Source organism: Pseudovibrio japonicus (assembly GCF_014651595.1).
GTDB lineage: Bacteria > Pseudomonadota > Alphaproteobacteria > Rhizobiales > Stappiaceae > Pseudovibrio > Pseudovibrio japonicus.
On the sequence record NZ_BMXE01000001.1, the window covers coordinates 1024498 to 1043961 of the forward strand.

Annotated in this window: 15 protein-coding genes and 1 pseudogene; 7 read left to right on the forward strand and 9 right to left on the reverse strand. The window is 53.7% G+C overall.

Annotated features, from left to right (window positions below):
* Positions 1–168: 168 nt before the first annotated feature.
* On the forward strand, positions 169–936 hold the full coding sequence (locus IE076_RS04560; protein ID WP_189435526.1) for a GntR family transcriptional regulator: 768 nt from the start codon (positions 169–171) through the stop codon (positions 934–936).
* Between the two features lie 60 nt (positions 937–996).
* The gene (locus IE076_RS04565) at positions 997–1392 is read left to right on the forward strand and encodes a VOC family protein (RefSeq protein ID WP_189435527.1); all 396 of its coding nucleotides are present in this window, start codon (positions 997–999) and stop codon (positions 1390–1392) included.
* A 165-nt stretch (positions 1393–1557) separates the two neighbouring features.
* Here IE076_RS04565 and IE076_RS04570 read toward each other — a convergent pair whose 3' ends face one another.
* Together IE076_RS04570 and IE076_RS04575 are read right to left on the reverse strand one after the other, a co-directional pair.
* The gene (locus IE076_RS04570; protein ID WP_189435528.1) at positions 1558–2088 is read right to left on the reverse strand and encodes a DUF2799 domain-containing protein; all 531 of its coding nucleotides are present in this window, start codon (positions 2086–2088) and stop codon (positions 1558–1560) included.
* Between the two features lie 410 nt (positions 2089–2498).
* Positions 2499–4418 (reverse strand): beta-N-acetylhexosaminidase, encoded by a 1920-nt coding sequence (locus IE076_RS04575; protein ID WP_189435529.1) that lies wholly within the window; start codon positions 4416–4418, stop codon positions 2499–2501.
* 542 nt (positions 4419–4960) lie between these two features.
* On the opposite strand from IE076_RS04575, the gene IE076_RS04580 reads away from it, so the two are divergent.
* Together IE076_RS04580 and IE076_RS04585 are read left to right on the forward strand one after the other, a co-directional pair.
* A complete protein-coding gene (locus IE076_RS04580) occupies positions 4961–5803 on the forward strand; it encodes an alpha/beta fold hydrolase (RefSeq protein WP_189435530.1) in 843 nt (280 codons plus the stop codon).
* Positions 5804–6006: 203 nt separating this feature from the next.
* Positions 6007–6849, forward strand: coding sequence for an alpha/beta fold hydrolase (locus tag IE076_RS04585; protein WP_189435531.1), 843 nt, complete (start codon positions 6007–6009; stop codon positions 6847–6849).
* Between the two features lie 11 nt (positions 6850–6860).
* Here IE076_RS04585 and IE076_RS04590 read toward each other — a convergent pair whose 3' ends face one another.
* The 3 genes from IE076_RS04590 to IE076_RS04600 all read right to left on the reverse strand — a co-directional run bounded on the left by IE076_RS04590 (position 6861) and on the right by IE076_RS04600 (position 8929).
* Positions 6861–7511 (reverse strand): LysE family translocator, encoded by a 651-nt coding sequence (locus IE076_RS04590; protein ID WP_209008816.1) that lies wholly within the window; start codon positions 7509–7511, stop codon positions 6861–6863.
* Positions 7512–8010: 499 nt separating this feature from the next.
* Entirely contained in the window at positions 8011–8589 is a 579-nt protein-coding gene (locus tag IE076_RS04595; RefSeq protein WP_189435532.1) for an NADPH-dependent FMN reductase, read from the reverse strand.
* Between the two features lie 169 nt (positions 8590–8758).
* On the reverse strand, positions 8759–8929 hold the full coding sequence (locus IE076_RS04600; protein ID WP_054665304.1) for a XapX domain-containing protein: 171 nt from the start codon (positions 8927–8929) through the stop codon (positions 8759–8761).
* 594 nt (positions 8930–9523) lie between these two features.
* Here IE076_RS04600 and IE076_RS04605 point away from each other — a divergent pair.
* Both IE076_RS04605 and IE076_RS04610 read left to right on the forward strand, forming a co-directional pair.
* Positions 9524–10957, forward strand: coding sequence for a sterol desaturase family protein (locus tag IE076_RS04605; RefSeq protein WP_189435533.1), 1434 nt, complete (start codon positions 9524–9526; stop codon positions 10955–10957).
* Between the two features lie 322 nt (positions 10958–11279).
* Complete coding sequence (locus IE076_RS04610; RefSeq protein ID WP_189435534.1) at positions 11280–12254, forward strand: alpha/beta hydrolase family protein; 975 nt, start codon at positions 11280–11282, stop codon at positions 12252–12254.
* Between the two features lie 43 nt (positions 12255–12297).
* Here IE076_RS04610 and IE076_RS04615 read toward each other — a convergent pair whose 3' ends face one another.
* On the reverse strand, positions 12298–12978 hold the full coding sequence (locus tag IE076_RS04615) for a cupin domain-containing protein (protein ID WP_189435535.1): 681 nt from the start codon (positions 12976–12978) through the stop codon (positions 12298–12300).
* Positions 12979–13164: 186 nt separating this feature from the next.
* On the opposite strand from IE076_RS04615, the pseudogene IE076_RS04620 reads away from it, so the two are divergent.
* Positions 13165–14426 (forward strand): annotated as a pseudogene (locus IE076_RS04620) (malonyl-CoA decarboxylase).
* Here the strand turns inward: IE076_RS04620 and IE076_RS04625 are convergent.
* The 3 genes from IE076_RS04625 to IE076_RS04635 all read right to left on the reverse strand — a co-directional run bounded on the left by IE076_RS04625 (position 14423) and on the right by IE076_RS04635 (position 19364).
* On the reverse strand, positions 14423–15961 hold the full coding sequence (locus IE076_RS04625) for an FGGY-family carbohydrate kinase (RefSeq protein WP_189435536.1): 1539 nt from the start codon (positions 15959–15961) through the stop codon (positions 14423–14425). The pseudogene IE076_RS04620 and the gene IE076_RS04625 overlap by 4 nt on opposite strands.
* Entirely contained in the window at positions 15958–17616 is a 1659-nt protein-coding gene (locus tag IE076_RS04630) for a glycerol-3-phosphate dehydrogenase/oxidase (protein WP_189435537.1), read from the reverse strand. Before IE076_RS04630 ends, IE076_RS04625 begins: the two co-directional genes overlap by 4 nt.
* Positions 17617–17738: 122 nt before the next feature.
* Positions 17739–19364 (reverse strand): FAD-binding oxidoreductase, encoded by a 1626-nt coding sequence (locus IE076_RS04635; RefSeq protein ID WP_189435538.1) that lies wholly within the window; start codon positions 19362–19364, stop codon positions 17739–17741.
* Positions 19365–19464: the final 100 nt, after the last annotated feature.

A 19464-nucleotide genomic window follows, 5' to 3' on the forward strand; every position in this document is an offset into this window, starting at 1 on the left:
CAAATCCATTTGTCTACCACTTTACTACCTCAAAACCCTCAATCCTATTTCATGGCGGGATTCAGCGATTTATTGGGAGTTTCACGCAATTTTATCTCTTTCGAAATTTGCATTGGTCTTAAAAAGGTCTTATCAAAACACAAAGCGCAACTTTGATTGACTGGCACTATGGCGATAAACCAAACCCAATATTCTGAGCTGTTTTCTCCCACGTCCTGGCACCATCAAAGTGGAGGGCCGAGGTACTTGCAGCTGCAGCGCCATCTGGAATCTGCGATCAAAAACGGGCATTTGCCTGCTGAAGCGACGTTGCCGGCGGAACGAGAGCTGGCGGCGATGACCGGCCTGTCACGGGTAACGATTCGCAAGGCGATTGGGCAGCTGGTGGAAGACGGGCTGGTGATTCAGCGTCGCGGGTCCGGTTCGTTTGTGGCACCCAAGGTGCAGCGCATGGAACAATCACTGTCGCGTTTGACCTCGTTTACCGAGGACATGCAGCGGCGCGGCATGACGTCTTCCTCTGAACTTCTGGAAAGCGGAACCTATCTGCCCTCACCTGAGGAGATTGTATCGCTTGGTCTGGCATCCGGCGAGCAGGTTGTGCGCATCAAGCGTTTGCGCCGTGCGGATGGTATTCCGATGGCCGTGGAGACCAGTTCACTCTCCAGCGAGTTCTTGCCTAACCCGGATGATGTGGTGACCTCGCTTTATGAGGTTTTGTCTGAGCAAGGCATTCGCCCCTCTCGTGCGATCCAGCGTATTTCCGCCTGCAAACTGACGCAAGAACAGGCTGAACTGCTCGAAGTGGCCCCCGGAGATGCAGCGCTTTACATCGACCGCACCGCCTACCTGCCCAGCGGACGGGTAATTGAGCTGACCACGGGTGTCTATCGCGGCGATATCTATGATTTTGTCGCAGAATTGCGTAGTGCCTAGGGGTTATTAATATCTGCGCAAAGCCATTGAGATTTCCTTCAATTTAAAAGGAAGCATAGTTTGTTGCATCATATTGAGCTTTACGTTTCTGATAAAAACATTTCACGGCATTTCTGGTCAAAGCTTCTTTCCCATCTGAACTACAGAGAGACCTCAGTATGGGATGATGGGTTTACGCTTGCGAATGGGAATGATGCGTATCTCACCTTTGTGCAGGTCGCGCCCAAATATAAGTCTCACGTCTACCATCGTTGTGGTGTCGGGCTGAACCATCTCGCTTTTTCAGTCGAAAGCAGAGAACACGTCGATATGATCAGGCAGCACTGCATCGCTGAGGGTGTCGTTTTGCTCTACGATGACAGGTACCCCTTTGCGAATGGCGGAGAGGATTATTATGCCCTCTTTCTTGAGGACCCAGATCGCATAAAGGTCGAGTTCGTCGCAGCACAGAAATAGCAAATCGGAGTTCGCTAAGTGCGTTCCACACCTTCCTCAAGTCATATACACTAGAGCTTGGTGCGTTCGTATGCATTCACGCGCCAAGCTCTAACTCGCCATTTTCGTGGGTATTTTTTTGCGAAAACCAAAGAAAAATATCCGTATTGGCACTCGCCTGACTGTCTATTGAGAACCGGTAAACGGAGAAACGCTCGTTGGATTGCGAGGGTTGAGTTCTTCCAGGACATCTTGTCTGAAGCGTGCATCACGTAGATCTTGTCGGGCTTCTCTCGCGCTACGGCGATCCCGGTTCTCGCGTGCTTCCTCCAATGCATCTTCCGCGTCGCTTACGTAATTATTGGCGACGCGTAATTCAGTGCCAAAAGCATACCCTTGCAGGAAGGTTGTTTCGGTTGCCGCAGGGCATACTCCACTATACTTGGCGCCTCTTTCACCCCAAAAGATACCCGAGTTATAGGTACAGTAACGCTGCAAACCAGACTGCCGACCTTGCTCATAGGCAGCCCTGTCAGGTGTTACGCCGTATCTGGCGCAGGCCTCGATATGGCGGTTGATTTCCGAGGGTAGGCCACGTCCTGCTTCAGCATCGCCTATTGATCGCCAGTCTCCTGCCTCGCAATCGGCTTGAGAGAAGGTACTCGTACAGGCCGCGAGAACGAAGGCAAGGCCAGATAGAGCCATTATGGTTTTCATTTGTGCGCTCTTTAATTGTAGGTATGTAAGAAAGGCAGCTTCCTGTAGCAGCAATGAACCCTCAGAAAGCGAATTGTTGAAGAACGCGTAGTAACTGGACAATAATTATAGATTATCTTTGCCCGCTATATTTTACTAAACACTGCAACCAGCTGCACCTCTCGTTATCAGTTTGAGCGTCTTGGCCTGTTCAATTGTTAAGTTCTGTTTGGGAAGGGGTGCTGGAACTTCAGTCAACGATGTCGTGTGCTATCCCAATACTTTCATCTCGCCTGTTCAATATCAGGATCACCAAGCCACCATGGCCTTGGCGGATCAGGTTCTCGATCGCATGAAGGAACGCCGCGGGAGCGCGCAGCGCTTAAGACGAAAACGACCCGCTTCCAAGGTGCTGAGCGGAGCATAATTATTCAATCCCGCACGTCCTGATGCCAGCCGATGGCGGAGAAAAGCTTGGCGTAGCAGGCTGCTTTTTGCGTGAGTTGCTCGGCATCAGGTTTGTTGGCGCGGGTGGCCCAGCCGATTTCTGCGATGCCCAGAATGCGTGGGGCCATCATGGTTTCCATGTTGGCATCTTGTTGGACGACCTCTGACCATAGACAGCCTTGGGCGCCGATGATTTTGCGCTCCAACTCCGGTTCGTTTTCTGGCACCGGGTCCCAGTTGATACTGTCTGCAAGGCTGGTGTTGCCTGCCCAGTTGAGGCCGATTTCGTTGAAGTCAGCAGAAGGTGCTAAATCCCAATATGCATGAGCGGCAGGTGTCATGACGACGGAGTAGCCTTTGCGTGCGGCCTCCAGTCCGGGCCCCTGCTGTGTCCATGAGAACAGGATGGCATCGTTGTTAATGCCGCCGTTTGCTCCTTTGGATGCTTCCTCCCATGCAGCAGGGCGGACACCCAACGAGCGGATGTAGGCAGCGAGTTTGTCCATCATCCAGCCTTGCACATCATCCGCCGTCGCAAAGCCCTGCTCTGTTTTCAGCTTTTCGATGGCAGGAGATTTGGTCCATGCAGCAGGTGGACGCTCATCACAGCCCAAGTGGAGGTGGGCGAATGGGAAGAGACCGGCAACCTCTTTGGTCAGCGCTTCCATGTAGGTCCACGCTGCTGGCAGGGCTGGGTTGATGGTGTTGTTCAGGTAGCCCTGAACAGAGACCTCGTTGCTCTGATCCACTGAATCTCTCAGTTCCGGATGAATCTGAAGTGCTGCCCAAGAGTGGGCTGGAACCTCGATCTCCGGCAGGATTTCGATGTGCAGATGTTTTGCATGGGCGACCAGTTCCTTGACGAAGGCTTTCGAATAGGTCCCCCCTTGCGGACCAGCGGTTCCACCGAAAACTCCCGGAACAACTCTGCCCTCCCCGCGCAGGCCGGATTGTTGCCAGAGCTGCGGATAGCTTTCCACCTCTAAACGAAAGGCTTCATCATCGCAGAAGTGCCAGTGGAAGCGGTTGAGTTTGAGTAAGGCCATCATGTCCAGCAGGCGCAGCAGTGTTTCCGGCTGGTAGTAGTGGCGAGCGCAGTCCAGATGCTGACCGCGCCATTCGAAACGCGGGGCATCTGTGACTTGGCCGCAGGGTATCGTGCCGCCACAGATCAGCTTAAGATTGAGCAGTGTGATTGCACCGTGAAAGACGCCAGCAGCAGTGGATGCGGCAAGGGTGATCTCTTTTGGTGAGATTGTCAGTTCATAAGCATCTTCTGCCAAAGTTTGCTTTCTGATGAAGCGCAGCGGGACGCCGTTCTGCGACAGGAACGGGGCGATGTTGTTGCGCTGTGCCAGAGCTTCGACAGCCAGCACACTTGTCGCCGCTTCCTCCGCATCCCAGGAAGCATCCAGCATGTAACCATCACCCATATGCAGCTGATCACCAGAGGGCTCCCAGCTTTGCGGTGTTGGGGTCAGCATGAGATCGCGGGACGATGGGTTGGCCTGTTGCTCGGGTAGCTTGGTGGTAAAGTTCGGGTCGATCCCGCGCGCGACGATTTCAACTGGCAATATGCAGCCATCCTGCAAACGCAGGTAAGCGCCTTTGGGCAACCAGCTGCGGTTGGCGGGGGTTCTATTGTTCTCGTATCTGAGCGAGAACTGTTGTGACTGCGCTGCTCCCAGCACATCCTGCTCAAAGTGCAGCTCAACGTAGCTTGCTGTCATGCGTCGCAGTTTGGCACCTTCGGCCACCTCGCAAGGCGCGAGCATGCTGAAGCATAGGGTGTGGTTGGAGATAAGGGTATCGCCGCTCGCGGAAAGGATGCAGTTGATCTGCCGGTCCTCTGTGCACCATGTTTCCAGTCTGATTATCGTATCAGCACAGTTAGTAGTTTCCATAGGCGCGCCTCCTCCCCACTTTCAGGATATTTGCAGTGCGCACACCAAGCATGCTTCGACTGCCTGAGTTTGTGTGTCCCCGTTGGAAGATCCCCTTCCCCCCATCAGAAACAGCATGAGCATAGCTTTCTTCCGGCCTGCCCTGTCAACGTTCTGGCCCACAACTGGATCCAGAAATTTGAATTGGTATTAGCCTCTGGAGGAACGCTTATCCCATATTATGGTTTCATCTGAAAAATGCCGGTGGGTGTAGCTGGGTCCCCGATATTGTACAATTTGGGCGGGCTAAGCACCTGAGAGAACGTCAATGTTGCCGGATACATGGTGCTCTCGCTTTCGAACATTTTTCGCGGCTGTGTTGCATCAGGCTCCGCGCTATCCTCCTCACACTGACCTCCGAGAAAACAGGACCAGTTATTCAGAGCTCCGGGTGGACTGGTATGGTCGATTCCACCTGACAGGTCTTTTTCATGGATGCGTAACCGATGGCCACTAGCATTCTGGCAACTTGTTGAAATGGTGTTGGAAGGAGCCTATCCACCATGGAACGTAAGTCCGTGCAGACCCGTGATGGGGTCCGGCTCTCCTATCTTACAGGAGGTCAGGGGCGCCCTGTGATTTTGCTTGGCGGCTGGTCGCAGGCAGCAACAGTATATGCCGGACAGTTTGAGGCCTTCACGCAAAGCCATAGAGTGTATGCGCTCGACAATCGGGGCCACGGAGAATCTGAGAAGCCGCCGAGCGGTTATCGCATGCAGCGGCTTGCCAAAGACCTCTATGATGTGATTGAGGCACTGGACCTGACTGACTTTGACGTGGTGGCACACTCCCTCTCCGTTTCTTTAATGTGGGCCTATCTGGACATGTTTGATACAGAGCGCTCTCCGCGTCGGTTAGTCTTTATCGACGAACCAAGTGCAATGCTGGCACGACCGTCCTGGACAGAGCAAGAGATTGCCGAGACCGGCGCATTTGTACCCTCGCTGGAGGGGCTGGACGGGCTATTACGAGTAATTCGCGGGACACAGAATGTCGACGATCACCTTGCTTTCATTGGCGCAATGTTCACCAGCTCCGTCAGTGATACAGACTTGCGTGCGCTGGCTGCTGAGAACCTGAAATTTCCCCGAGACCACGCAGCCGATCTGCTTGAGAACAATGTGTTGCAGGACTGGCGGGCGATCCTTCCCAGCATCCACCAGCGCAGTTTGGTGTTCGGTGGGGAAGCAAGTAATTTGTCGCTGGCCGCGCAGGAGTTCATTGCCAGTTGCATGCCCAATGCTTCACTCGAAGTAATCAGCAGAGCTGATCGGGGGAGTCACTTTATGATGTTCGAGAACCCCCAGCTGTTCAACGAAAAGGCACTGGCCTTCCTGAACAGCTGAGCAGCAAGAGGTAACTGGGTTTTCATGGAGAGTACCACCGGGGGAGCTGCCATCTCCGTGAAATACAGGACCAGTTGTTCAGAGCACTGGACGGGACAGGTATTATTAAAAACACCTGATGGGTCTTTTTCATGGATGCGTAACGGTTGGCTAATAGCATCCTCGCCACCTCTTAAGATGGTGCTGGAAGGACCCTAACCACCATGGAACGCAAGACTGTACAGACCCGTGACGGCGTGCAGCTCTCCTATCTGACAGGTGGGCATGGACGACCTGTTCTCTTGCTGGGTGGTTGGTGTCAAACCGCAACCGTGTATGCAGGGCAGTTTGCTGACTTTTGCCAGAGTCACACAGTAATTGCGCTCGACAACCGGGGGCATGGTGAATCGGAAAAGCCCGCAGATGGGTATCGGATTGAACGGTTTGCCAAGGATCTGTTTGATGTAGTGGAGGCGCTGGACCTTCGCGACTTCGATGCAGTTGGGCATTCTCTTTCCGTTGCGATGCTCTGGGATTATGTGGCGATGTTCGGGACCGAGCGTCCTCCGCGTCGTCTGATTTCTATTGACGAGCCTGCTGCTTTGTTGGCGCGGCCTTCCTGGACAGAACGAGAGATCGAAGAGGCAGGCGCTATTCACCCCTCTTTGGAGTCACTCGACGAAATGGTGGTCGCTGTTCGCAAGACACGCACTGTTGAGGATCACCTTGCGATTATTGGAAAGATGTTCACGAGCAAGCTCAGTGAAGCTGCTTTGCGTGAGCTGGCTGCGGAGAACCTGAAGTTGCCCCGAATGTATGCTGCTTCTCTGATTGAGAACCTTATGATGCAGGACTGGCGCCCCCTTCTGCCCAACATTCACCAGCGCACTTTACTGTTTACAGGTGAAACCAGCACGCATCCGCTGGCGTCACAACAGTTTATCGCCAACACTATGCCAAATGCCTCCCTTGAGGTCTTCAGTGAGGCCGATGGTGGGAGCCACTTCCTGATGTTCGAGAACCCCCAGCTGTTCAACGAAAAGGCACTGGCCTTCCTGAACAGCTGAGGCGTCTGTTTTTACTGCGTCTTCAGCGTGCTTTTCGAGATCATGTAGGCAGCCCCTGTCAGAGCTGTACCAGCAAAACCATCCATCAGCGCGCGGGAGCGGGCTGAGACAGCAAACTTTGAAGCGCGCGTTCCCAGATAGGCGTAAAATAGCAAGGCGGGATATTCCAGCGCGATATTGAAGACGGCCAGCGCCATCATGCGCCCAGCCATGCCCTCACCTTCCCCTGCAAATACTGGCAGCATGGCGCCGAATGACAGCACCGATTTGGGGTTGGCACCCTGCATTGCGAAGGAGGTGAGAAACAGTTTCAGCGCGGAAGCTGGCTTGCGTTCTTTCGCTTCGCCCAGCGAGGCTGAGAGGGCTGCTTTGAAGGAGCCATATGCGAGATACAATAGATAAGCTACGCCAATCCATTTGACCGTCTCGAACAGGACCGGGAAAGACAGCAGCAGCGCACTCATGCCCGCAGCGGCGAGCAATGCGTACATAAGGTTGGCACCGAACACGCCCGCCATGCTGGCATGGGTTTTACCAATCCCGTTTGAGATGCTGTCACCAACCACTTTCAGGACCGCGGGACCGGGGGTGAAGTTGAGCGCCATAAAGGTGACGATAAACCCAAACACCAAAGTAGCATCAAAAGATGTGAGAAGTTCCATGTTTTGTCCATTGCAACGCTAGAAATACATAAAGAACGCAAAGCAACGCACAAACCGACGCAAACTTATTCAAGACTGCGAAAGGAAAAGGGGGAGATGCCTACTGCTTCATCTCCCCCCGGCGCGCAGATCAGAAATTCACTCGCCTTAAGCCTCGGTAAAGGCCCGCCTCTCCAAACGTGGCATTGTGAGTTCCTTTGGCTGCCCCCTCTCCGCGCGCTATATGGGCACTTTCTCGTTGCTGCGTACTTCTTTTAAGGGATGTACGCAGGTACCTTAGCAAGGGGTGTGCCAACTTGATGAGATGCCCCCTAATTATATCTAAGATATTGCCGTTTATGGATAAATTAGTTTTATCCAATATCTTTGGCTTTCGTGATGGCAACCAGACTGCTGCCCATTGTTTGTTCAAAGTGCTCGCAAGATAGTCAGGCAGGCATCAGCAAACCCGGCCTTGTTCAACACGGGTTTGCTTCTTCGTCAGATGTAGACTGGATGCTTATGCTGGCTCTGCAACGCGGGCGGGCGTCGCCATCTGGCAGAGCTGATCAATCAGGTTGCGCAGTTTTTTGGTTGTTTCAGAGCAGGTTAGCTGGCCGTTCTCATCAGTCTTGGACGCCATACCGCCAACAGCCACGTATCTTGGGTGCACCCAGCAGCCGTGATCAGCGGCGAAAGATGCCAGGCGCGGCAGCATTCTTACGCCGCCAAACTGGCCCGGTGCGGCGGAAAGCAGACCCATGATCTTTCCCTCAAGCACAGAGTGGGATTGTCCTTTTGCGCGTCTGGACACCCAGGTGAACAAGTTGTGAAGGTGCGGGGTGTGGAAGCCATTGTATTCTGGTGAGGAGATCAGGATTACATCAGCTGCTTCAATCTGTTGGCGAAGAACCAAGAGGCTGTCCTGAATAAGGGGATCGGCTTCGATTTCTGTATGAAAAAGGGGAAAAGATGCCAGTTGGTCCGGCAGAATGGCCGTTTGGTGGTTCAACTTGCGCGCCTCTTTCGCAGCAGCGTCCAGCAGGCTCTTATTCAATGAGCCGTCTCTGGTGCTTCCAGAGATGAAAAGGATGTTCATAGGAATCTCCATATAATAATATTTTTGTTTTTATATAACTTTCTCTTTCTTTATTGTGCAAGCACAAAAAAAGCGGTGCTGAAAAACAGCACCGCTTTTAAAGTTCGCCCCAAAATCCCTTATGCGCGTCTTCCTGATGGAAAATCGGCGGCATTTTTGGGTGTGGGCTTTAGGAAAAGAAGCGTTCCGTAATCTGCAGCACAAGCTGATGTCCACCCCAAACGCCAAGAATTGCTACACAGCCAGAAAGAACTGGCGGAGCTGGAATAGGCAGTTTGATTGCGGTGAAAATTGCGCCAATAATGACACCTGCAAGTGTTGAAAGAAGCAGCTCAGTCATGTGGTCCCCTGGTGATTATCTCTTTGTTGTTCAGAAAACTCGGTTATTCCCAAAACTACAGGCACACGAAGAACAGTTTACTCACTCACTCTTGCACTCCCCAGTACGTAAGCGAGTAACCAAATTCAGTCGCAGGTGTAGGCCCTGTAGAAAATCTGAAGGCCGCTAAGTAGGGCACCCCTACTTGCCTGTCAATTAACTTAGCGCAATTCAAACAAAATTTGCAGAGACTTTGTATGTAATGTGCGCAGTTGCCGCACTGTAATTGCTGATTCTTCTAGGGAATACAGCAGATTATCTTATCCTCAGACATGTTAGCGCAGCTGAAAGCCTGAAGGATACAGTTTCGGATCTTGCGACAATTTGTGATCTAGACGCATAAATTTAAGTTGTCAGTCCGCCGACCGGCCTTTACGTTAAAGTCAACACATGAGTCATAAGAGCGGTCCGGCTTATCTCTGCATCCTGCCGACCTGCCTTACTTACTTGTGTTTGCCTGTGCTTTTCGACAGTGGGACGGACGTTGAGAAGCATGCATGTTGTATTTTACGCGGGTTGCCAAGGCTTGGGCAGCAATGCGCGAGGGGGGATTAAATGGCAGAGTATAACATAACGGCGTTGGGTATCCCGCTGTTTCTGTTTTTCATGCTGGTAGAGTATGCTTATCTGCGGATCAGAGGGCGGGATCTTCACCGGTTTAACGACAACATTGCCAGCCTATCGATGGGCATATGTCTGCTCGTTTCAGATGCGCTGCTAAAAACCTTTACATTCGGGGTATTTATCTGGGCGTGGTCATCCCATCGCCTGTTTGATTTTGCCTCTACGAGCTGGCTCACATGGGTCGTTTTCTTCTTTGGGGTGGACTTTTGTTATTACTGGTTCCACCGCATCGCGCACACCTACAACGTGCTTTGGGGCGCGCATGTGGGGCATCACCAGAGCGAGGAGTATAACCTGACCACTGCGCTGCGACAGAGCGCGTTTCAGTATGCTTTCTCCTGGGTTTTCTACCTGCCGCTGGCGTTCCTCGGCTGCCCGCCTGAGGTCTTTCTTGTGCAGTTTCTTGTGCTTAAGGCCTATCAGTTCTGGCTGCACACGCAGGCGATTGATCGTATTCCGCTGATGGAAGGTGTGTTCTCCACGCCATCAAGCCACCGGGTGCACCACGCCAAGAACCCGATTTACATCGACAAGAATTTTGGTGGAACGCTGGTGATTTGGGACCGTGTGTTTGGCACCTGGCAACCAGAGGTAGCGGAGCATCCTTGTCACTACGGCACAACAACCCCGCTGAGAACATGGAACCCTGTATCTGCAAATCTGCAGCATTGGTCCATGCTGTTTCGTGACAGCCTGCATACCCGCAGCTGGTGGGATAAAATCCGGCTTTGGTTCAAGCCAACAGGCTGGCGGCCTGAAGACAGGCGCCGCAAAACCACGAAACTGCAGAAAACCGGGGTTAAGAACCGTCCGAAATTTGATCCTGAAGTATCTGCGCTGACAAAGCTTTATTGCGGCTTATCCTTCGCGCTGCTGGTGTTGCTGGTGACAATGTTCATCTTCCTGTCCCCGCAGCTAAGCGCACGGGAACTGGCGTTTGGGGTCGTGCTTATTCTAGCCGGGTTGGTGATGATCTCGCAGTTCCTGGAGGGCAAGTTCAAACTGCGACTTGTAGAGGTTGCTCGCGTCCCTGCCCTGCTCTGGTTCCTGACTGTACTATGGACGCTGCCTATTTCCACGCAGGTCTCACAGAAACTGGAACTGGCGGAGCTCGCGCCTCCACAGATTGAGGTTCCTGAGGAAACGACGCTTTCTGCGCTTCCATGGCTTGAGAAGCCCGCTGTGTTGAGTGGCAATACGCCAGCTGTGCAGCACGTGACCTGGCACACCAATGGCACACAAGGCGAGCTGGAGTACACACTGAGCTACGAGCTTTCCTCCTTCCCTGAGCATGTTGCAAACATCTTATCTGCGCGCAGCACGCTGCAAGAAGGGAGCCGAAGCTGGCTGGAAAAGCAGCTTTAAGACGGGTCGTTACCCCGTAAACACGATCAGGGCAAACCCATGAGGACTATCATGGGTTTGCCCATTTTTTTGAGTGCGCTACCCTTGGCTCAGGTGCGCCTGAAGTGATGTCTTTATCGTCGATGTGCGAGCAGAATTTCGAGGTTGAAGGGAACCATCAGACTATAAGCGCGGCTATCCTTGAGGCGTTTAGGGCTCTACGCAGCAGCTTCTTATGATGCGTAGTTTGTCGCTCTCTCAGGTTTAAACTATTGCAGACAGAGCATATCGCTCACTGGATTTATTAGGTTTTATAGATACTTATTCTTGTTGAGGCATTGAGATGCAACCCCATGCGCTTTGGAAGAACTGCGTAGCTTTTATTATTTTCTCCGCTGTAGGTTTTTTTCTCTCCTCGGCGGTCTCACTTGCTCAAACGTTCACGACTGCTCGCCCCGATGGCAGTCCGCTTCATTGGATTCTGGATATTCCGGACTCCGCTGTGAAGGGTGTGGGATTGGTTGTGCTTATGCAGGGCTCTGGATGTACGTCTGCTGATCACAATGCAAACCTTACTCACGTGCGATCCGTCTTTTCGGGTTTTGCAGCACTCAGGGTTGAGAAGTATGGCGTAAATCCGGGTGATGGTAGCGAAGAGTGTTCGGCAGAGTTCTATGCAAAGCATAGTGTTTCCCAACGCATTGCCGACTATCTGCAAATCATCAACGCTCTGCATTCCAGCGATTGGTGGGATGGCGACCTTGTTTTGATTGGAGGCTCGGAAGGCGGTAGCGTCGCGGCAGCCCTTGCAGAGCCATCACACGCTGATGTGGTGGTCCTTATCTCTACAGGTGGCGGCGTCACGTTTGGTCAGATGGTTCAGGACTCCATCATGGACACAATGCGTCGGCATTCGGTTCCCGAGGCAGAATGGCCAGCTGTTGATGCCGCCTTCGCCCATGCTCGTGAAAATCCGGAGAGCAGTGATACATGGGCAGGATCCAGCTACCGCTATTGGGCTGATGCAATTGATCGGAAGCCTGTAGACGACATGTTGAAGGCGAACTCGGCCTTTCTCCTTCTCCATGGTTCAGCGGATAGTTCCAGTGCTGTTCAATCTGCTCGCATGACTGCTGACAGGTTCGCGGATGCCAAGCGGTGCAATCTCACCTACGTAGAGTTTTCCAGCTACGATCACTCTATGATTGATGCAGACGGGACATCGCGCATGTCTGATGTGCTGGAACTGGCTCACAGTTGGGTCGGGCAACAGCTGTCGCGTGAAAGCCTAGCACCTTGTATGCAAGTACCTGACTAGGCCCGAGAAAACGCGGCTTTAGAGACAGATTAGGGAGACGCCCTTACCCCGTGAATGGCGCGGTGACATAGGGGAGGTGCCCGGACTTGATCCAGAGTTTGGCTCCCTTCTCACCTGCTTTGATGGTGAGATCGTAGCCGATTGGGACGCGGAGCCAAGCGTGTTTGGGGAGATTTTCTCCGGCCTCTGTGATTGTGCCACGTAGCACGAAGATTTCCGCACCGCCTTTTGCGTTTACGGCATGGCTTACGCCGGGCTGCCAGTACTCAAGGCGTACGTTTTCACGCTCGTCCTGAAACAGCGGGGAGACGGCAACACCCTCACGCTCAGCATCATTCACGCGGCCCAGTTTATTTGTGTCGGTGCGCACGTGAGTCCGATCCTGGAGGTCGAACTGCCAGAGTTTCACGAAGATGGTGCAGCCGGGTTGTGAGGCGGGAGTGTGCTTGGATTCTGGCGGGTTGCGGATGTAGGAGCCTCTTGGGAAGTCTCCATGCTCATCCTGAAACACTCCATCCAGAACGAAGAACTCTTCCCCGCCGGTGTGAACATGTTCAGAAAACTGGCTGCCGGGTGCAAAGCGAACAACAGTGGTCGCCCGTGCAACTTCACCGCCTAAACGGTCAAGTGGCCGGCGGTCAACGCCTTTTATAGGGGACTCGATCCATTGAATTTCGTCACTGAATTCGAGTACTCGTTTTGAAAAATCGCCGTTGATCTTCATGGATCCCTCCATCGCCTACTACTCCCAAGTTAGGTACTCTGCCTGCGCAATTACAGATGTGAGAGTCCTGTTAGGGATCACTTCATCGTTAAGTTGTTTGTTGCATTCCGTTTGTCACAGTCGATTGCTAGGCTTGAGGTAATTTAGTTATGCACTTTGCACTGCGCAACCAGGGGACGCCTTACCATGAGCTTGCTGGCAGATTTGCTTTCTCCACTGTTTGATCGTCGGTATGTATTTAAGGGCAAGCGGGACGAACGTCCACTCACCGAGCTTTGCAAGGCTTTGATGAGCAGTCAGGGGGAAGTTTCCGGTGCCGTGATTGCTCACGAAATTCTCGACGGCTATGCAACCGCGAATCCTGCGGGGAAGCGGGCGTTCTTCGAGTTTCTAAACAGCGAGATGGACATTGATGCAGAGGAATTGGCACGCCTTGTTTCAGCCTATAAAGCTTCCAAAACAGAAGCCAACTACAGAAAGCTTGTTCGGGCTGCCGAGCCAAAGCGGCAGGAGCTGCCAGACGCCTCAATCAGGTGCCCGGAGCCACCTATCAGCTTGTGACCATGCGCCGGGACCTGCTGGGGTTCATCAAGAAAGAACCTGATCTTGCCAGAACAGATCTGGACTTTCGGCATTTGTTCAACTCGTGGTTCAACCGGGGTTTTCTGGTATTGAGACCGATCAACTGGGATAGTCCGGCGCAGATTTTGGAAAAGATCATCACCCATGAGGCCGTGCATGCCATTGATAGCTGGGATGATTTGCGCCGACGACTGCAACCGGAAGACCGGCGCTGTTTTGCCTTTTTCCATCCTGCCCTGCCCGATGAGCCGCTGATCTTTGTGGAGGTGGCGCTGACCAAAGGCGTGCCCTCCTCCATTCAACGGGTGCTTGCAGAAGAGCGAGAGGTTGTTCCGATCGACGAAGTGGACACGGCGGTGTTCTATTCGATCTCGAACTGTCAGAGCGGACTGGCCGGTATCTCTTTTGGTAACTCGCTGATTAAGCAAGTGGTGCAGGATCTTTCTCGTCAGCTGCGGCAGTTGAAGACCTTTGTGACGCTTTCTCCTTTGCCAACCTTTTGCAAGTGGGCGGACCACCACGGAGTGGATCTGCCTAAAGATGACGGAGCGTTAAAAGAGCTGGCAGCGTACTATCTGCTAGAGGCCAAGCGGGAGGATGATATGCCGTTTGATCCGGTGGCGCGGTTTCATTTGTTTAACGGCGCGCTGGTACATGAGGTGCATGTGGGGGCGGACACCTCGGAAAATGGCAGGCGGAAATCGGCGGGCGTGATGGTCAACTACCTTTATGATCTGCAAAAGATCTCGCAGAACCACGAAGTATTTGCGAATAAAAAAGAAATTGTCGCATCAAAGCGCGTGCAGTCGCTGGCAAAAGCCCTAGCGACGCACACACATTCGCAGCTTAAGGACAAACGGTCCTAGCCAACAATCCTTCTGAGCGCCTTGTTCAGCGGGGCAAGTCTGCGTGGCATAGCCAGATAGACTTCCTCGAACAGCTGCTTGTAGAGCTGCACCGTTTCAGGGTTTGGCTCAAACACTTCGTTTTGCCGCGTCATGGCCTTCATGGCCTGATTGAAGTCCGGATAGAGGCCAACGCCAACACTGGCCGCGATGGCCGCGCCCAATCCTGCGCTCTCGAAGGTGTGTGGGCGTTCGGTTGGCAGGCCAAAGACATCTGCGGTGATCTGCATGATGGCATCTGACTGGGAGCCGCCGCCGGATACACGCAGGACCTTGATCTTCTCTCCGCTTTTACGTTCAATTCGCTTCAGGCCGCGATGCAGTTCTAGCGTGATGCCTTCGATGATCGCGCGGTAGATGTGGCCTCTGGTGTGGCTGTCGCCAAACCCGATAATTGCGCCTTTGATCGGCGTGGAGGAGCCGTTGTCACGGCCCCATTTCGGCAGCAAGGTCAGGCCGTGGGAGCCCGGTGGCGTGCTGTTGAGCAGATCGTCGAAGAAGACCTCCACAGGACTGCCGAACTCCTTGGCTTTTTCCTGCTCTGGGTGCCCGAATTCTTCCTTAAACCAGCTGACCATCCAGTAGCCCAGGATGACGGAGGCCTCCGGTGTATACATTTGCGGGATTCCGCCAGCATAAGCTGGCAGCGGGCGTTCAACCTCAAAGTACTTTTTGGAATGAATGGTGGCTGTGGCTCTTGTACCGTAGCTCAGGCAGCCGACGGAGGCGTCCAGAGCTCCGCAGCCAACCACCTCACAGGCTTTGTCAGCAGCAGCAGAGATCACCGGTAAGCCTTCCGGCAAGCCTGTGTACTCGGCGGCCTCAGCGCTCACATAGCCGATGGGCTTTCCGGGCTCGATGAGCTCGGGCAACTGGTCGCGCTTGACCGAGAAGAGGTCCCAGAGGAAATGCTTTTTACTGGCCCATTGCTGTTTTTTATAGTCATAGGGAACGTAGCCGACCTGCGCGCCGGTTGAATCGCGAAATACGTCAGTAAGTTTGTAGTTGAGGTAGCCGGAGACCTGCAGGAATTTGTGTGTCTTTTTCCAAATATCCGGCTGGTTCGTTGCGATCCAGTTGGCCTCGGCTTCACTGCGAACGCTTTTGATCGCACGGGACAGACCCGCCACGCCGAAGATCGTTTTCCAAAGCCACGGAAGTGGTTTTTGCCGGTCTTCGATGCGTTCGTCCATCCACGTGATTGCAGGGCGTAAAGGGTTGCCTCTTTGATCAACTGCGATCTGGGTGCCGCGCTGGGTGGTGACACTCATCGCCTTCACCGCAGCGGGATCGGCGCCTCCGTCCCAGAGCTCACGGCAGCAGCGGCCCAGCAGTTCCCAGAGGATGAGCGGATCAATTTCTGACCAGCCGGGGTTGTCACTACGATATTCGGTGATCGGCTTTTGCACTTTGGCGAGCAGCGTGCCGTCTGGTGAGAACAGCAGGGCGCGGATACTCTGACTGCCGCAGTCAATGGCGAGAAGTGTTTCTGTCATCCTGTCACCGCCTCAGGAGCCAATTCCTGTGTTTGTGCGGCCCGTGCAGATGGCAGGCTGTAATGCTTGCGACAGATCTGCTCGTATCGCGACCACTCTTCCTGCCATTTATTCATGGACCAACCGAGCTTCTCTCGAAGCCTTGTTTCAAGCTCGTTCGCCAGTTCCGCACCGCCGTGAGCCAGAACCAGACCAATTCTTGTCCGGCGCAACAGGAGGTCATCCAAATGCACAACGTCTTCATGCAGCACAGCCCAGTCCAGCTCTGCCCAGAGGCGGTTTGTGCCGGAGACGTGTGACAGATCACGCTTTGAGGCGTTTGCTGCAAGCGCTGGCAGATCGGTGCCATAAAAGCCGCTAAGGCGCTTCAGGTCTGACCTGGACAGGTTCGGGAAGCTCTTTTCATCAAACTCAGCCAGTTTTGGGTCGAAGACAAAGTCGTAATGCCCTGAGGTTTGTGCGCCATCCAGATAGGGAGTGCACGCCTCCAGCACCTGCCCTGCCATCACGCGGAAGGTGGTGAGTTTGCCGCCTGTTACTGTGATGACGCCTTTATCATCCCACACCACATGATCGCGTTTGGCCTTTGATGGATGCAGCTCCTTGGGGTCCACGCCTTCATCGCCAACAATTGGCCGCACGCCGGACCATGTGGAGATCACATCTGTTTCAGCCAGCTTTGCACTGGGGAAGTTGTGGTTGGCGCCATCGAGGAGATAGTCCACTTCCTCAGGCGAGATAGCAGCTTCCAGATCAAGATCACCTTTATGGTCCAGATCTGTTGTGCCGATGACCGTACGGCCCATCCACGGGTAGATGAAGACGCCGCGTTTGTCCTGCGGGTGAAGGTAGCCAAGGCACTGGTGAACGGGTAAGCGCCAGGAAGGTACGACGATATGGCTGCCGCGCAAGGGGCGGATGCGCTTGGCCTGCCCTAGTTGTTCGCGCAGGTTATCAGCCCAGACGCCAGTTGCATTGACGACGGTCTTACTGGAGATTTTCAGTGTCTCTCCAGTTTCGGCGTCCTCAATCTCAAGCTGCTTTGCGCCCTCTCCTTGTGCCGTTACGGTCTTCACCGCAGCATAGTTCACCGTGGTTGCACCACAGCGTCTCGCCTCAGCCAGAACACGCAGGACCAGCCTACTGTCATCTGTCAGTGCATCGGTGTACTGGGCCGAACCAAGCAGGCCCTCAGCTTTGAGGCCGGGTAGAGCTGCGATGGTCTGATCGCGATCCAGATGTTTGTGGTCGCGCTTTTTGGCGAAGTACCCGTAGATATTCAAGATCACCGAAAAGGCACTGCGGTTTGGGAATTGTTTTTCGCGGAACGGGAAGAGATAGCTCAGGTTCTCGATGAGACCGGGGGCTTCCTTCAGAAGCTTTTCGCGCTCGCGTACAGATTCGCGCGCCAGTCCGAACTCACCTTGCGCAAGATAGCGCAGGCCGCCGTGGACCATCTTGGAGGAGCGGCTGGACGTGCCCCACGCGTAGTCTTTCTTTTCTAGCAACAGGACATCAAGGCCACTTCTTGCTGCCATCAGAGCAACGCCTGCTCCGGTGATGCCACCGCCGACAACAACCATATCCCAAGGCTTGTTGCGCTCTTTCACAGATGCGAGCTTTTGCTCTCTGCTGAATTGGCCCGTGTTTCCCATTGCCCCTCCTCAAATTCCTTAGGCAGTTGGCGTTTCCGCATAAACGCCAACTGCTCCAGTCATTTTATCGCGCGTCTCTTCCTGCGAAAACCTCTCCCAGATCTTCGCAGGAACGCTTAGTTTCATGCAGGTTCGGTGCTACTCGCGACTTCGTCACCAAGTAGAACACCCGGGTTCATGCGCCCGTCCGGGTCGAAGTGCTTGCTGAGCGTTTTCAATGTGCTCATGCCCAGCTCACCTTTTTCCGCTGGCAAGTAAGGAGCGTGGTCTCGTCCGACACCGTGCTGGTGAGAGATGGTACCACCATGGGCCACCACGGTTTCCGAGGCAACTTTCTTGACGATCTTCCAGCGCTCCATGGTTTCTTCATAGGAGCTGGCGACCGGGAACAGGTAAGTGGTGTATGCGCTGGACCCTTGAGGATAGACATGTGAGAGGTGCGTGTAGGCAAACACAGGTATTCCCTGCTCTTTCAGCGCATTGCAGACCTTATCCTCAATCTCGCTCATGTAAGGGCGCAGAGCGGACCAATCCATCGCGGTCTCAAACGTGTCTGCTGCCACACCGTGCTCCCACAGCGGATGTCGCAGGTACGGGCCTTTGTAACGGTTTTCTTGCCACTTATCGCCCAGCATCTTAGAGAGGACACGCTTTGCGCCATGGTGCTTGAGATGAACGTTTGCGAGTTTCTCATTGACTGCGACTTGCTTCTTGGAGCCCGTCAGACCGAATGTGAGCATACATTTTTGATCGGTCAGGCCCTTGAACTTGAAGAGCATGTTCAGCTTGGAGAGCTTCTTCTCAGGCACAGCCAGTTTCAGCATGATGTCTGTTTCTTTTGCGTTGCTGAGACGCAGCATTGAAAGCGGAATACGCCCTTGCGTGATGGCTTGAACGGCAGCGACACCGCTTTCCCAATCCGGCATGAAGACTGTGTAGAACTGCTCTGCTTCCGGCAGCGGGGTCACACGGACTTTTACCTCGGTCAGGATGCCCATTGTGCCTTCCGAGCCGAGGATGGTTTCGCGCAGATCCGGGCCTGCGGAAGAAGCTGGAATGCTCGGGATTTCCAGTTTGCCTTTCGGCGTTTCAACGATGCCACCTGCAAAGAGCTGTTCGATGCGTCCGTAACGCAGAGATTGCTGACCAGAGGAGCGAGTGACCACCCAACCGCCTACTGTAGAAAGCTCAAAGCTTTGCGGAAAATGCCCGAGAGTATAGCCGATTGCTGCCAATTGGGCTTCCAAATCCGGACCACGCACACCTGCGCCGAAGGTCGCGATCTGGCTTTCCTTGTCGAAATCGAGCAAGCGATTCATGCGGGTAAGCGCTACGGTGATCTGCGGCTTGTCACTCCGAGGACATGCCAAATGCCCGACGACCGAGGTTCCGCCGCCATACGGGACAAGGATCAGATCCTTTTCCGCCGCCCAATCCATCAGTTCGCGAACGTGCTCTGTGGTCTCCGGGAATGCAACTGCATCTGCGACAGAACCGAACTTGCCGCTCCGCATTTCCAGCCAATCCGGGAAACTCTGACCACATGCATGTCTCACGCGCGTTTCAGGAGACTTATCCAGCAGAGGATGCTCTGGTGCGCGGGATTCTGGAACGTTCTTGATGGCTTCTTGCATTGTCGCATCAGGGAGTGGATGTGTCTCACCCAAAATGTCTGCAAGCAAGGCTTTTGCGAAATCGGCCAGCTGCGCCTGGTGCGAGTCATCGCCCCAACCGTTCCATCTTCTCATTTGTGCACGCTCCCCTACACGTATAACTATTTTGTTTGACGCATGGTACACACTGTTAACGCATGGGGAAACTATGCCATTGGATTATTTTAAGTATTAT